Origin of the sequence: Streptomyces sp. CBMA152 (genome assembly GCF_014596475.1) — a bacterium.
In the GTDB taxonomy this organism is placed as follows: domain Bacteria; phylum Actinomycetota; class Actinomycetes; order Streptomycetales; family Streptomycetaceae; genus Streptomyces.
In genome coordinates, this window is sequence record NZ_MECJ01000027.1 from 138,580 (window position 1) to 152,037 (window position 13,458).

At 72.1% G+C, this 13,458-nt stretch carries 12 protein-coding genes and 1 pseudogene; 3 read left to right on the forward strand and 10 right to left on the reverse strand.

Going from position 1 to position 13,458, the window contains the following annotated elements; genetic code table 11:
* Positions 1-11 precede the first annotated feature (11 nt).
* Entirely contained in the window at positions 12-1,535 is a 1,524-nt protein-coding gene (locus tag BG418_RS23430) for a beta-ketoacyl synthase (RefSeq protein ID WP_223185314.1), read from the reverse strand.
* Between the two features lie 171 nt (positions 1,536-1,706).
* On the opposite strand from BG418_RS23430, the pseudogene BG418_RS23435 reads away from it, so the two are divergent.
* A pseudogene (locus BG418_RS23435) lies at positions 1,707-2,665 on the forward strand (serine hydrolase domain-containing protein).
* 15 nt (positions 2,666-2,680) lie between these two features.
* On the opposite strand, the gene BG418_RS23440 reads toward BG418_RS23435, so the two are convergent.
* The 3 genes from BG418_RS23440 to BG418_RS23450 form a co-directional block, all read right to left on the reverse strand.
* Positions 2,681-3,730, reverse strand: a complete 1,050-nt coding sequence (locus BG418_RS23440; protein ID WP_188275937.1) for a glutathione S-transferase family protein — start codon at positions 3,728-3,730, stop codon at positions 2,681-2,683.
* A 109-nt stretch (positions 3,731-3,839) separates the two neighbouring features.
* Complete coding sequence (locus BG418_RS23445) at positions 3,840-5,036, reverse strand: glycoside hydrolase family 64 protein (protein ID WP_398999953.1); 1,197 nt, start codon at positions 5,034-5,036, stop codon at positions 3,840-3,842.
* A 187-nt stretch (positions 5,037-5,223) separates the two neighbouring features.
* Positions 5,224-6,774: an FG-GAP-like repeat-containing protein gene (locus BG418_RS23450; RefSeq protein WP_188275939.1), complete on the reverse strand. Its 1,551-nt coding sequence runs from the start codon at positions 6,772-6,774 to the stop codon at positions 5,224-5,226.
* 270 nt (positions 6,775-7,044) lie between these two features.
* Here BG418_RS23450 and BG418_RS23455 point away from each other — a divergent pair, with 270 nt between their 5' ends.
* Entirely contained in the window at positions 7,045-7,542 is a 498-nt protein-coding gene (locus BG418_RS23455; RefSeq protein ID WP_188275940.1) for an Asp23/Gls24 family envelope stress response protein, read from the forward strand.
* Between the two features lie 15 nt (positions 7,543-7,557).
* On the opposite strand, the gene BG418_RS23460 is transcribed toward BG418_RS23455, so the two are convergent.
* Positions 7,558-8,574, reverse strand: a complete 1,017-nt coding sequence (locus BG418_RS23460) for an Lrp/AsnC family transcriptional regulator (protein ID WP_188275941.1) — start codon at positions 8,572-8,574, stop codon at positions 7,558-7,560.
* 110 nt (positions 8,575-8,684) lie between these two features.
* On the opposite strand from BG418_RS23460, the gene BG418_RS23465 reads away from it, so the two are divergent.
* On the forward strand, positions 8,685-9,467 hold the full coding sequence (locus BG418_RS23465) for an inositol monophosphatase (protein ID WP_188275942.1): 783 nt from the start codon (positions 8,685-8,687) through the stop codon (positions 9,465-9,467).
* 7 nt (positions 9,468-9,474) lie between these two features.
* Here the strand turns inward: BG418_RS23465 and BG418_RS23470 are convergent, their stop codons facing one another.
* The 5 genes from BG418_RS23470 to BG418_RS23490 are packed head-to-tail and all read right to left on the reverse strand — an operon-like array spanning position 9,475 to position 13,333.
* Entirely contained in the window at positions 9,475-10,707 is a 1,233-nt protein-coding gene (locus BG418_RS23470; protein ID WP_188275943.1) for a cytochrome P450, read from the reverse strand.
* Positions 10,704-11,951 carry a cytochrome P450 gene (locus tag BG418_RS23475; RefSeq protein WP_188275944.1) on the reverse strand — a complete coding sequence of 416 codons (1,248 nt, stop codon included), beginning with the start codon at positions 11,949-11,951 and terminating at the stop codon, positions 10,704-10,706. Before BG418_RS23475 ends, BG418_RS23470 begins: the two co-directional genes overlap by 4 nt.
* A complete protein-coding gene (locus tag BG418_RS23480; RefSeq protein ID WP_188275945.1) occupies positions 11,948-12,580 on the reverse strand; it encodes an ATP/GTP-binding protein in 633 nt (210 codons plus the stop codon). The genes BG418_RS23475 and BG418_RS23480 overlap by 4 nt, the downstream gene beginning before the upstream one ends.
* Positions 12,555-12,914, reverse strand: coding sequence for a DUF742 domain-containing protein (locus BG418_RS23485; RefSeq protein WP_188275946.1), 360 nt, complete (start codon positions 12,912-12,914; stop codon positions 12,555-12,557). Before BG418_RS23485 ends, BG418_RS23480 begins: the two co-directional genes overlap by 26 nt.
* Positions 12,911-13,333, reverse strand: coding sequence for a roadblock/LC7 domain-containing protein (locus tag BG418_RS23490; protein ID WP_188275947.1), 423 nt, complete (start codon positions 13,331-13,333; stop codon positions 12,911-12,913). The genes BG418_RS23485 and BG418_RS23490 overlap by 4 nt, the downstream gene beginning before the upstream one ends.
* Positions 13,334-13,458: the final 125 nt, after the last annotated feature.

A 13,458-nucleotide genomic window follows, 5' to 3' on the forward strand; every position in this document is an offset into this window, starting at 1 on the left:
AATGCCCCAGCTCAGCCGAGCGCACGGAACGCCAGCACGGCGTTGTGCCCGCCGAAGCCGAACGAGTCGCTGAGCGCGATGTCGCCGTCGAGCGGCAGCGAGCGCGGGGAGCGTCGCACGACGTCGAGGGCGATCCCGTCCTCGACGTCGTCGCATCCGGCCGTGGGCGGGACGAGCCCGTCCCGCAGCGCCAGTACGGTCGCGATCGCCTCCACACCGCCCGCGCCGCCCTGGAGGTGGCCGAGCGCGCCCTTGTTCGCGGTGACCGGGACGTCGGGGGCGTGGGCGCCGAGGACCCTGCCGAGCGCGCGGGCTTCGGCGCGGTCGCCCTCGACGGTGGCCGTGGCGTGGGCGTTGACGTGCACGACGTCCGCCGCCGTGGCGTCCGCGTCGGCGAGGGCCGCCCGTAGCGCGGCCTCGATGCCCCGGCCGCTCGGTTCGGGCGCCACCATATGGAAGGCGTCGGCGGACAAACCCCATCCAGCGGCCTCGCAGTAGATGTGGGCGCCACGGGCTCTCGCGTGTTCCTCGGCCTCCAGGACGAGCACTCCGGCGCCCTCCCCGAGGACGAATCCGTCGCGGTTCTTGTCGAACGGGCGGGAGGCGGACGCCGGTTCGTCATTGCGAGTGGAAACGGCCCGCATCGCCGCGAAGGACGCCAGGATCGCCGGGACGATCACCGCCTCCGCGCCTCCCGTCACCATGAGGTCGACGTGTCCGGCGCGGATGCGGTCGATGGCGTGCCCGATCGCCTCGGTGCCGGAAGCGCAGGCCGAGACCAGCGTGCTGGCCTCGCCCCGGATGTCGAGGTCCATGGAGATCTGGGCGGCGCAGGAGGACGGCACGGTCATGGGCGCGGTGAACGGCGACACCGCGCGCGGCCCCCGTTCGGCAAGGCGCCGCTGGGCTTCGACGAGCACCGGCGCACCGCCGATGATCGTCCCCATCGACACCCCGGTACGGGTGGGCAGCAGCCCACTGGCGCGCGTGCCCTCAAGATCCAGGCCGGCGTCCTGCCAGGCCTCGCGCGCGGCCACCACGGCCAGTTGCGCGGACCGGTTCATCCGCCGCGCCACCGTCCTGGGCAGCAGCTGAGCCGGGTCGACCGCGGCCACGGCGGCGAGCCGCACCGGCAGCCCGTCGAACTCCTCCCCCGTCACCGCCCCCACCGCCGACCGCCCCGACAGCAGGCCCTGCCACAGCCCGGCCACATCGGGTCCGAGCGGGGTGAGCGCACCGAGCCCGGTCACCACGACGCGCCGCCGACCCGGTCCCGGGCCGTCCGGCTTCGGGAGCTCCAGGGGGTCGACCCGGACCGTGCGCACCACCTGCCGCGCCCGCCGGGCGACCAGCCGCTCCTGGTCCGGGCCGCCATGCACGGGGCGCAGCACGAGCCGGGTGCGGGCCTCGCTGGCGGGCGCGGTGCGCATCACCACATGCCAGCTGTCGACGCCGGTGGCGATCACGTCGCCGGGTACGAGTTCCCCCGTCGTGAGGAGACAGCACTCCCCGCCCATCACCTGGTCTTCGCTCATCGCCGCTTCCTGAGTTAGCACGTGTGAACGCTTCAAGGTCAACATGCCCAGTGTAGAGAGTCGATAAATCGACCTGCCGATATCGCCCCTACATCCGCCACACCCGACCGCCGCACCCATGGCGCGTACGCACTCTTCCCCGCAGTCCGACCAGTCGGTACGGTTCGCCGCATGCCCTCTACGACTGAGCCCGTGCCGCCGGTCCACGGCCACTGCGACCCCCGCTTCTCGGCGGTCCGCACCGCCTTCGAGGAGAACTTCCGCGACCGCGCCGAGCTGGGCGCGGCGGTCACCGTCCTCGTCGACGGCGAGAGCGTCGTCGACCTGTGGGCGGGATGGGCCGACGCCGCCCGCACCCGCCCCTGGGAGCGGGACACCGTGGTCAACGTGTGGTCGACGACGAAGGGCGTGACCGCGCTCTGCGCCCATCTGCTGGCCGACCGGGGACTGCTCGACCTGGACGCGCCGGTCGCCGCGTACTGGCCCGAGTTCGCGGCCACGGGCAAGGAGTCCGTCCGCGTACGCCATCTGCTCGCGCACCGTGCGGGCCTCGCCGGGCTGCGCGAGCCGCACGCCCTCGCGCAGCTCTACGACTGGGAGCTGACCAGCCGCCGGTCGCCGAGAACAATGAACTGGCCGAGCTCTTCGCCAAGTTGGAGCCGGTCGCGGCGGCCGCGCTCGGCAATCCGTTCGTGGGGGCCGCCGACGCCAACTCCCCCGAGTGGCGGGCCGCCGAGATCCCCGCGGCCAACGGCCACGGCACCGCCCGCGCGGTCGCCGCGCTCTACGGGATCCTCGCGCGCGGCGGCCGCTGCGGCGAGCGGCAGGTCATGTCGCCCGAGGCCGCCGAGCGGGTCCTCAAGGGCCAGGGCCGCTGCCGCGACCTGGTCATCGGCGTCGGTTTCCCGCACGAGACGGAGCTCGGCCTCGGCCTCTGGCTGAGCGGCCCCAACGGCTCGTACGGCCCGAACCCGCGCGCGGTCGGGCACGACGGCTTCGGCGGCTCCTGCGGCCTGGCCGACCCGGAGGCCGGGATCTCCCTCGGCTATGTCATGAACCGCATGGGCTGGCACATCGCCGACGACCCGCGCAAGATGGCGCTCGTCGACGCGGTGTACAGCGCGCTCTGACGAGACACGGGGAACTCAGGGGCGGCCCGCCGCCGGGACCGCCTCGCCGCGCCCCACCGGCCCGGGCGCGGTGCCGTCGCCGAACGGCCTGCCGCCCAGCTCCCCTCGGTGATGGGGCGTCAGCCAGCCGGAGAGATCCGGTCCTGCGGGCACGATGCCGGTCGGGTTGATGCTGGAGTGCACGAGGTAGTAGTGCCGTTTGATGTGGTCGAAGTCGACCGTGTCGCCGAACCCCGGAGTCTGGAAGAGGTCACGGGCGTACGCCCAGAGCACCCGGTCCTCCGTCAGCTTGTACCGGTTGCACTTGAAGTGTCCGTGGTAGACGGCGTCGAACCGTACGAGCGTGGTGAACAGGCGGATGTCCGCCTCGGTGATGGTGTCGCCGACCAGATAGCGGCGCTCGGCGAGCCGTTCGGAGAGCAGGCCTAGCCGGCGGAACACATCGCCGTACGCGTCCTCGTACTCGCTCTGCTCGATCGCGAAACCGGCCCGGTAGACCCCGTTGTTGACGTCCCGGTAGACGCCCGCCATCACCTCGTCGATCTCGTCGCGCAGCCGCTCGGGGTAGAGGTCGGGGGCGCCGTCGCGGTGCAGCGGGCGCCACTCGGTGGCCAGGTCCAGGGTGATCCGCTGGAAGTCGTTGGTGACCAGTTCCCCGCTGGGCACGTCCACGATCGCGGGGACGCTGACGCCCCCGGAATAGCCGTGCTCGCGGGCTTCGTACGCCTCGCTGAGGTAGCGGATGCCGAGGACCGGGTCTCGGCCGTCCGGATACAGCGTGAAGCGCCAGCTGCGGTCGTCCTGGATGGGATCGGCGACCGACAGCGACAGCGCGTCCTCCAGGCCGAGCAGCCGCCGGGAGACCAGGGCGCGGCTCGCCCAGGGGCAGGCCCTGCTGACGACCAGCCGGTAGCGGCCGTGCTCGACGGGCCAGCCGTCGCGTCCGTCGGCCGTGATGCGGTCGGCGAAGTGGCTCCGGGAACGTGTGAAGCGCTTCGTCCCGTATCCCGCGTTGCCGTCCGTGCCCTCGGGGCCCACTGTGTCGCTGTCGTCGGGGCGGCTCATCCCCGTCTCCTTCCCGCTGGACTCGCGTACATCCTGCGAGCCTTCCCCGGAAGCGGGGATCGCCCCGCCGAATGAGCCGCCCGGTCGAACCTCTTTCCCCCATGAGGCCCTAGCTGAAGGGGTCGAGGGTGACGTACGCCTGCTGCGGATTGCCGTCGTTGACCAGCGACTCGTGGTGGCCGACGTCGTCGAAGGCGAACGCGTACGCCTTCGTGTCGGCCATCCGCGCATGGATCTCACGGGCGTACTGGTTGGTCACCGCGTCCTGGTAGAAGTTCGCGTCGCTCGGGTCCGGCTGATTCGGGTCGACCAGCAGCGTGGAGCGGTTGTAGCCCGCGCAGAGCGTGCGGGAGATCGGTCCCCGTACGAGGTCGTTGGGTGCGTCGAGCAGTTTGTAGCAGCCGAAGACGCTGTCGGCATCGGGCTTCTGGAAGCTGGTGACGACCGCGCCCGCGCTGTTACTGAAGTTCATGGTGGTGCCCGAGACACGGCCGAAGTACTTGGTGTTCGGCTGGTCCGCGAACGGGGTGACGGTCAGCGTCGAGGTGCTGTACTTCTGCCAGACGCGGTTGATGTAGTCGTCCATGACGGTGTTCGCGAGCGCGCCCGTCTCGATGCCGTGGCCCGGGGACAGCGCGCGCAGGATCGTTCCGTCGGACCGGGTCTGGATCAGCTTGCCCCATCCGCCGGGCTTCGCCTTGAGCGCGTTGAACAGGCCGCTGTAGCCGCCCGGCTTGAGGTGTCCGGTGGACGCGGTGGTGCCGTCGGCGCGCCTGACGCCCACGGCGTAGGGGGCCGAGAACATATCGACCTGTGTGCTGTTGAGCCACAGTCCTGCGTCGTTGAGTGTGTACTCGGACCAGTTGAAGAGGATGTTCCGGTTGGGGTCGCTCGGGTTCTGCACCGCGGGCTGCACCAGACCGCCGGTGGTCAGCTTGAAGACCAGCTTCTGGCCGTAGCTGAAGTAGATCCGGCCCGAGAACTTGGGTATCCGGATCGTCGTCGAGTGCCCGGCGGCCGGTCCGGCGATCGAGGCGTCGGGGGCCGGGGTGGGCGGGTTGCCCCCGGCCGGCCAGGGGTGGAAGGTGCCGTTCGCGTCGGCCCAGCCCTGCTGTCCGGTCGAGAGCAGCGTTCCGAGGTTGTAGAGGTAGACGGGTTCGCCGCGCCCGGAGTTGTTGGTGAAGGTGAGCGGGATGGTCGAGGGCACCGCCGCCTCGGTGGGGACGGCGGCGCCGGTGGCCGTGCCGGCCGCCGCGACGAGCACGGCGGCGACCAGGGGTGCCAGCAGCTTCTTCTGTGGAGACACGCTCCAACTCCTCATCAGATTCGGTGGGTTCCGTGGGGGAGGCACCGCAAGGAGGAATCACCCCCTCCGACCCGTGAGAGCGCTCTCAGAATCGTGGCCGGGAGGGGGTGTGTCAATGAGCGTGCGTCAAATTCCTTGAAGGAGAAGGGGAGTTGGGGACGGTATTGCGTTCACTTCGTGTGTCGAGCTACGGGATGTGCACGCTCCCGATGACCCGGCCCCGGTCGACCCAGCCGCCGTGGCCGTCGCCGCCCGCCCAGGCGTGGACGGAGGCGGCGTTGGTCGCCGGGTCGGCGAGGACGTAGTCGGCGTTGCCGTCGCCGGTGACGTCCGCGAGGGAGACGCGCGCGGCGCTGGTGGTGAATCCGGTGGTCGTGTTGCCGAGGTCGACCCAGCTGCCCCGGCCGTCGCCACCCCGGTTGAGGAAGCTGCGGACGGCGCCGTTCGCCCCGATGACGCTGTAGTCGGGGCGGCCATCGCCGTCTAGGTCGGCGAACCGCACCCGGCTCGCGTCGGCGGTCACACCGGTGGCGACCCGGCCCCAGTCCAGCCAGCCGCCGTGACCGTCGCCGCCCCGGTTGAGTTTGACCCGTACCTCACCGGTGGCGCCGAGCGTCACATAGTCGGCGCGGCCGTCGCCGTCGAAGTCCGCGAACACCACATGGCTCGCGTCGGCCGTCGTCCCGGCGCTCACCCTGCCCAGCGGCTGCCAGCCGCCGTGGCCGTCGCCGCCCCGGTTGAGATAGACGCGTACGGCGCCGCTCGCGTCCAGGACGATGGCGTCGGCGCGGCCGTCGCCGTCGAAGTCGGCGAACCGCAGCCGGGCCGGGTCGTTGGTGACGCCGTGCAGGACCCGGCCGAGCTCCTTCCAGCCGCCCCGGCCGTCGCCGCCCCGGTTGAGGCGTACGGAGACCGAGCCCTTGGAGTCGACGCTGACGTAGTCCATCCGCCCGTCGCCGTCGAAGTCCGCCCAGCGCACCTTGCCCGCGCCGCCCGCCTCGGTACCGGCGCCGAGCGCGGGTCCGCCGGACTCCCAGCCCTCGCGCCACACGGCGTTGAGCGGCTGGTAGAACGCCCAGGCAATCCGCAGGAACCCGGCGTCGTTGGGGTGCAGCTGGTCGGTGAACTGCGCCTGGGTGAGCGCGGGCGGCTCCACATAGCGGAACTTCTGCCCGGCCTGCCGCTCAGTCATCTCCAGCTCTCTGGCCCGTACGTTGAACGCCTTGGCGGGCTCCTCCAGGCCGCTGGTGGTCGGGATGAGGCCCATCACCAGGACGGTGACGCCCGGCTTGTCCGCGTAGATCCGGTCGACCAGGGCGGCGAGCCGGTCGGGCGCGTGCGGCAGGTCGATGCCGCGGGCGATGTCGTTGATCCCGATGTGCAGCAGGACGACGTCGGGCCGGGCGCCGGCCATCCAGCCGTCGATGCCCGCGGTGAGCTGGTCGATGACGTAACCGCTGTGGCCCTCGTTGGAGAAGTCGGGGAGGCTGCCGGACGCCTTGGAGCCGACGAACCGTACGGAGTACCGCTTTTCGAGGTTCAGGATCTTGTACAGCGGCCGCCGGTACGAGGAGAGGGTGGGGCTGCCGCCGCCCCAGGTGATCGAGTCGCCGAGCGGCATCACACGCAGTACGGGGGTGCCCTTCTGCGTCGCGGCCGAGGGGCCCGCGGGCAGCGCCGCCAGGGAGAACGCGCCGACGAGTGCGAACAGAGAGCTGGCCAACCGGATACGTCTCATGTTTCCTCCAGTCGGGAAGGCGCCTGCGGCGCCCTCTCTTGACGGGGCATCAGTTGCCACGGCGGCTCGTGCGAGCACTACCGTCTCGCGTGTTCTTGTACAGCAGGAGAACCCGGCCGGTGCGGCTGACGGCGCCCGTCTTGACGCAGGTTGCACAAAGGAACGCCCCCTTGCCCGCATGACGCGCCGCGCGCACGGTACTTGCAGGACGACAACGCGCGGATTTCGCGCCCTGCCCATTCGCCCCAGGCGCCTAGGAGGTGGCTTCGTATGACGGAGCCGATCAGCCCGACCGTTGAGAAACCCGACACCGACGAATACCGCACGGGCACAACCGGCACCACCCTGCAGACCGCGCGCAGCGGTGCCGGTCAGCCACCCGCGACCCGGGGTCGCACGACGATCGCAGGCGGTGTGGTGGAGAAGATCGCCGGACTCGCGGCGCGCGAGGTGGAGGGCATCCACGCGCTGGGCGGCGGATTCGCCCGCACCATCGGCGCGATGCGCGACCGGGTGCCGCGCTCGCGGGCGGCGGTCAGCCGGGGCGTGAAGGTCGAGGTCGGGGAGCGGCAGACGGCCATCGACCTGGACGTCGTGGTGGAGTACGGCGTGAGCATCACCGCGGTCGCTGCAGAGGTGCGGGAGAACGTGATCGCGGCGGTGGAGCGGATGACCGGCCTTGAGGTGGTCGAGGTCAACATCTCCGTCGACGACGTCCATCTGCCGGACGACGGCGGGTCCGAGGGCGGCGAGGTCCGCGTGCAGTAGCGGCGTTCACCGCCCTTACGCGTCCGGGACCGCCGAGGTGGAACGGTGGTCCCGGACGCGCCGCCCGATCACCGTGGGCGAGCCCGGGCGCTTGACGGACTGGCCGACGATCACCGTCTCCATCCGGCTGATGCCGAGGCCGCTCAGATCGTCCGAAACGAATCGGTAGAGCGCCGCCAGATCGCGCACCCAGACGGCCGCGTACAGATTGAACGAGCCGGTGGTGGCGAACGCGCCGTGCACGGCGGGATGGGCGGCCAGCGCGCGGCCCGCCGCGTCGAGGCGGTCCGGGGGCACTTCGAGCATCACATTGGCGTCGATGGCGAGTCCCAACAGCCGTACGTCGACGGCCACTTGGGTGAGCAGCCTGCCTTCGTCGACGAGCCGGGCGATACGGCGCCGGACGGTGGACTCCGGCTGCCCGGTCCGGGCGGCGACCGTCGCGGCAGCCGCGCGGGCGTCGGCGGTGAGCTCCGCGAGGACGGCACGGTCCAGTTCGTCGTACGCGGCGGGGCCGTCGGTCGGCGCGGACCGGGGCGGGGTGAGCGCGTCCCGTTCGGCGGCGCTCAGTACGTCGTGGCGCCACTCGAACGCGTAACGGAAGGCGTGCAGCACGGTCGCTGCGTTGACCGAGGTGACGGCCTGGGTGGCGGGCAACTGCCCGAAGAGCAGCGGATCGCGCGAGCCGGGCGCGGTGCGGGCCACCGCCCCGATCTCGTCGCCGGACGCGCTGACGTCGATGAACGGCACGTCCGGGCGGGCCGCGAGCGCCGCCGTGATCGCGTCGAGCTTGCCCCGGAGCACCTTGATCCGCAGCAGCACCGCACCGATGGTGTCCGGCACGGCGGGCAACGCGACGACCCGGACCGCGCCGTCCGCCATGAGCGCGCGCCAACGCCGCCCCACCGTGCGGGCGCTGATGCCCAGCACCTCACCGGCTCGCTCCGCGCCGAGGCGGCCGTCGCACTGGAGAGCCGCGATCAGCCGCTGATCCTGCATGTCGAGTACCTGAACCGCTGCATTGGCCGCCATGAAGTGCATCATCGCTCATTCCTACGGCTCCGAGCGCCCGTACCGCTCCCCGCCCACCCACCATGGAGACATCAACCGGACGCCACGCCCAACCCCAACGGGAGCTCTCCATGTCGTACGCCCACCTGCTCGCGCCGATGACCGACGCCGCCGTGGAGGCGGGTGAGTTGCTGCTCGCGGCGCCCCGCCCGGCGCGGGCCACGACGTTCGAGGAGTTCAAGTCCGCCTTCATGGCGGCGGAGGCGCCGCTGGTGGCCGCGCTGCGGTCGCGTCTGGAGGCGGTGCGGCCGGGGGTGGCGTGGGCCGACGAGATGGACACCGTGCTGCCGCGCGAGGGCGAGGTGTGGGTGGTGGACGCGATCGACGGGGCCGTGCAGTTCCTCCAGGACATGCCGCAGTACTGCGTGAGCATCACCCTCGTACGCGACCGGGTGCCGGTGGCGGCGGTGCTCCACTGCCCGCGCCTCGGCGAGACCTACCAGGTGGCCGCCGGACACGGTGCCACCCGCGACGGAGTGCCGCTCGCCCCCTCCGGGAAGAGGGAGTTGGCGGCGACGGTCGTGGCGACCAGCACTCCGCCGTTCGTCGCCACGCAGCTGGGTGTCGCCGAGGCGGCGGGCCGCTCGTTCACCGCCGTCGCCCCGGCCGTGGCCGCTGTGCGCAACCTCGGCCCGACCACCTGGCAGATCGCCGACACCGCGGCCGGACGCCTGGACGCCTTCTGGCAGTTCGGCCGCGACGACACCAATCTGCTGCCGGGCGCGCTGCTCGCCCGGGAGGCGGGCGCGCTGGTCACGGACGCGGCAGGTCAGCCGTGGCAGGCGGGCGCGACCGGCTTCCTGGCCGCACCGGCCGCGCTCCACGCCCAGCTCCTGCCACTGCTGATGAACTGACGTGACGTCAGTCGCCGAGCCGTACCGGGATCTCCTGGTAGCCGTACGCGATGAACGACGGGACCTGGCTCAACTCATCGGCCTTGGCGGCGAGTCGGAGGTCCGGGTAGCGGTCGAAGAGGGCCGGGAGAGCGGTCAGCGCCTCCATCCGGGCCAGCGGCGCGCCGATGCAGCGGTGGACGCCGATCCCGAAGGCCAGATGGTCGTCGGCGGCGCGCGTCGCGTCGAAGGCGCCGGCGTCCTCGCCGTAGTGGGCCGGGTCGTGACCGGCGGCGGCGTACGTGGTGACGATGGCGTCGCCCGCCGGGATGGTGACCCCGTCGACGGTGATGTCGGTGACGGCGAACCGCAGCGGCAGCGTGGCGATGGACGGGTGGACCCGCAGCACCTCGTCGACCACCTGGTCCCAGCTGATCTCCCCGGCCCGTACGGCGGCGAGCTGGTCGGGGTGTTCGAGCAGGTCGACGACGGCGTTGCCGATGAGGTTGACGGTCGTCTCGAAGCCCGCGCCGATGACGAGCAGCAGGGTGTAGACCAGTTCCTCGTTGCTGAGCCGGTCGCCGTCCTCGTCCCGTACCTTGATCAGCTCGGTGGTCATGTCGTCGCCGGGCACCTCGCTCTTGAACGCGATGAGCGAGGGCAGCACCGTGGCGATCTGCCGCTGGACGGACTCACCGTGCTCGGGGCTGGGGTCGCTGGTGTCCATGATGTCGGCGATCAGCTTGGCCATGTCCTTGACCAAGTAGCCGGGCACGCCGAAGAGTTCGCAGATCAACCGCATCGGCAGCGGGTGGGCGTACCCGGCCTTGAGGTCGACCGGGTTCCCGGACGCGGCCTCCTGGGCCAGGCTGTCGAGGAGCTCGGCGGTGATCTGCTCCACCCGGGCGCGCATCGCCTCGGTGCGCCGGGCCGTGAAGCTGGGCGCGACGAGCCTGCGCAGCCGGGTGTGGTCGGCGCCGTACGTGGAGAGCATGTTGATCACGCCGACCCAGCCCAGGATCCAGCCCCAGTCGGGGTGTTCGCCGAGCTCGGGCCAGAGCGCCCAGTGACGGCGCGGGTCCTTGCTGACCTGGGGGTCGAGGATCAGCTTCTTGAGCGTGTCGTACCTCGTGGGCGCCCAGGCGGGGATGCCTCCTGGCAGCTCGACGGGCACCACCGGGCCCAAGGCGCGCAGCCGGGCGCTCTCGGCCGGGATGTCGGCGCCGAACGGGTCGAGGGGCACACGCGTGGACGAGGTCATGCTCGGTCTCCTGGCTGGTCGGGGGTGCGCGGGGTGAAGCGGACGGGCAGCGCCGTCAGGGAGCGGTGGAACGGTCCGGGGCGCCAGGTCAGGCGCTCGCGCGGGGTGGTGGGGTCGAGGTCCGGGAGCCACTGGGTGAGGCGTTCGATGGCCTCGGTCGCGATCAGCAGGGTGTGCTGCTTGACCGGGCAGCCGTGGTTCCCGGCCGACCAGGACAGATGCGAGGCGTCGTGCCGGTGGTGGGCCCCGGCGAACTCCCGCTCGGCGAAGTGGCCGAGCGCGCCGAAGGAGACGACCACGGGAACGGCGGCCTGGACCCAGACGCCGTGGAAGCTCAGCGACTCACGGGCGAAGTGGATGCCGTAGTTGGAGAGCGGGGTCTCGTAGCGCAGCACCTCGGCGACGGCGTCCGCGACCGGGCGGGAACCACTGGTGAGGGTGGAGTAGTAGGCGGGGTTGCCGAGGATGCGCGAGAGGGCGTTGGAGACGAGGTTGGCGGTCGGCTCGTGGCCCGCGCCGAGAGTCAGGAACACCTGCCAGGTGACCTCCTCGGGGGTGAGGGCCGCCGGGTGGTCGAGGAGCCGGCTGGTCAGGTCCTCGCCGCGCTGCGCGCTCTTGGCGGCGACGAGTTCGAGGACGTAACGGCCGTACTCCATCTCGCCGTGCGCCGCCCGGGCGCCGCCCTCCATCATCTGGCCGAGCGCGTCGTTGAGGCGGCTGCTCTCGCTGTCGGGCAGACCGAAGAGGTTGTTGAAGATCAGCGCCATCAGGGGGCGGGCGAAGTCGGCGACGAGGTCGGCGTGCCCGGCCGGGCCGAACCGGCCGACCAGGATGTCGACGGCCCGGTGCACCCGCTCGCGCAGGTCGTGCGGCTCCACCAGGTCGAAGGCGTCGAGCAGGGTGCGCCGGTAGCGGATGTGCGCGTCGCCGTCGGAGAACAGCGCGTTGGGCCGCCAGCGCATCATGCCGAGGATCGGCGAGTCCTCGGCGACCGTGGACTCCCAGGGCCTGGGGTCGTGCGACCAGGTGTCCGGGTCGTGCAGCAGGTCGAGGGCCGCGCGCCGGTCGGTGACCACGTACGCGGGGACGCCCGGGGCGAGTTCGGCCCAGCCGATCGGGCCCTGTGCCCGCAGCGCCGCGTAGTAGGCGTGCGGGTCGGCGGCGAAGCCCTCCTCCCAGAGCCGCACCGGCGCGGAGAGCGAGAAGGCGGCTGCGGGGGCGGGGTATGCGGGGTGCGGGTTCACCGGGTCTCCGGACGGTTGCGGGCGATCAGGTGCTGGACGAGGGCGAGCAGCGCGTCGATGGAGGAGTTGGTGTCGCGGGCGTCGCAGATCACCATCGGGGTGCCGGGCTCCAGGTCGAGCGAGCGGCGCAGCTGTTCCTCGGTGTACGGGCGCGAGTCGGGGAAGGTGTTGAGGGCTACCGCGTACGGCAGTCCGGTCTCCTCGACCAGGCCGAGCACGTCGAAGGAGTCGTCGATACGTCGGGTGTCGACCAGGACGAGCGCGCCGAGCGCCCCGTACGCGATGTCCGCCCACAGCGAGCGGAATCGTTCCTGCCCGGGGGTGCCGAAGAGATAGAGCACCACTCCCCCGCCCAGGCTGATCCGGCCGAAGTCGATGGCGACCGTGGTGGTGGTCTTGTCCCGTACGCCGGCGAGGTCGTCCACCGCGACGGACGCCTCGCTCAGATGCTCCTCGGTGTGCAGCGGGCGGATCTCGGAGACCGAGTCGATCAGCGTGGTCTTGCCCACCCCGAAGGGGCCCGCGACGAGGATCTTCACCAACTCGCGGGCGGTGTCGGGCAGATGGATCCCGGCGGCCCCCCTCGTACCGGTGGAGCCGGGACTACTGCTTGAGGGCGCGGAGGCCATCGGCCACTCTCTTCAAGAGGTCGGGGGCGGGCAGGGCGGCGACGGGGACCGGCGGGCGGGCGCTCACCAGACCCTGGTCGACGAGGTCGGCGGCGAGCACGCGCACGGCGGAGACCGGCAGTTCGAGCAGGGCCGCGGTCTCCACCACGGTGAGCGACCCACCGTCCAGGACGTCGAGCAGCGCGTGCTGGGCGGCGGGCAGCCCGGCGGGCTCGGGCCCGCCCCCGCCGGTCAGCACCGAGAGCCGCTCCAGGCTGTTGCGGCTCGGCCGGGCGACCCCGCCGGTGGACAGATAGGCGGGGACCAGCGGACGGCCGCCGCTACGGGCGGTCATGCCTGGACGGCGCCGTCGGCTCCGCGGGGCGCCGCCGCCATGGTCTTCTCGCCGAGCCGGGCCACCTGGGAGTGGACGCGGTGGGCGAGCAGGTCGAGCCGGACCTCCGGGTCGCCGTAGGCGGCCACACAGGTGCCGTGCGCGGTCGGCGCGACCAGGATGTAGCCGTGGTCGGACTCGATGACGACCTGGCGGATCCGGGCGTCGTCCTGGTCGGCGAAGGCGGCCGCGGCGGTGCGGCAGGCGCCCTGCACGGTGCTCATGATGGCGGCGGTGCGCTCGGCGGAGGCCTGCGAGAGCGCCTTGGTGTAGCCGGAGACGAGGCCGTCCCGGGTGAGCAGGACGGCGGCCCGCACATGCGGGATCTCCAGGATCGCGTCGAGCACCCACGCCGTCTCGCCGGTGGTTCCGCTGTTCATCGCGGTTCGTTCCCTTCGGTGGGGGCGGCGGAGCGGGCCGCGGCGGTGCCGGACTGCAGCGCGCCGAGCGCGGCGGCGGACTCCTCGGGGGTGCGGGCGGGGGCCGGTGCGGCCTCGGCGGGCAG

What these genes read in the sequence shown, in the direction of transcription:
- BG418_RS23480 (WP_188275945.1), bottom strand. Translation starts at nt 12,580, where the DNA reads ATGGCCTCCGCGCCCTCAAGCAGTAGTCCCGGCTCCACCGGTACGAGG.
- BG418_RS23470 (WP_188275943.1), bottom strand. Translation starts at nt 10,707, where the DNA reads ATGACCTCGTCCACGCGTGTGCCCCTCGACCCGTTCGGCGCCGACATC.
- BG418_RS23465 (WP_188275942.1), top strand. Translation starts at nt 8,685, where the DNA reads ATGTCGTACGCCCACCTGCTCGCGCCGATGACCGACGCCGCCGTGGAG.
- BG418_RS23455 (WP_188275940.1), top strand. Translation starts at nt 7,045, where the DNA reads ATGACGGAGCCGATCAGCCCGACCGTTGAGAAACCCGACACCGACGAA.
- BG418_RS23430 (WP_223185314.1), bottom strand. Translation starts at nt 1,535, where the DNA reads ATGAGCGAAGACCAGGTGATGGGCGGGGAGTGCTGTCTCCTCACGACG.
- BG418_RS23485 (WP_188275946.1), bottom strand. Translation starts at nt 12,914, where the DNA reads ATGACCGCCCGTAGCGGCGGCCGTCCGCTGGTCCCCGCCTATCTGTCC.
- BG418_RS23450 (WP_188275939.1), bottom strand. Translation starts at nt 6,774, where the DNA reads ATGAGACGTATCCGGTTGGCCAGCTCTCTGTTCGCACTCGTCGGCGCG.
- BG418_RS23440 (WP_188275937.1), bottom strand. Translation starts at nt 3,730, where the DNA reads ATGAGCCGCCCCGACGACAGCGACACAGTGGGCCCCGAGGGCACGGAC.
- BG418_RS23460 (WP_188275941.1), bottom strand. Translation starts at nt 8,574, where the DNA reads ATGGCGGCCAATGCAGCGGTTCAGGTACTCGACATGCAGGATCAGCGG.
- BG418_RS23490 (WP_188275947.1), bottom strand. Translation starts at nt 13,333, where the DNA reads ATGAACAGCGGAACCACCGGCGAGACGGCGTGGGTGCTCGACGCGATC.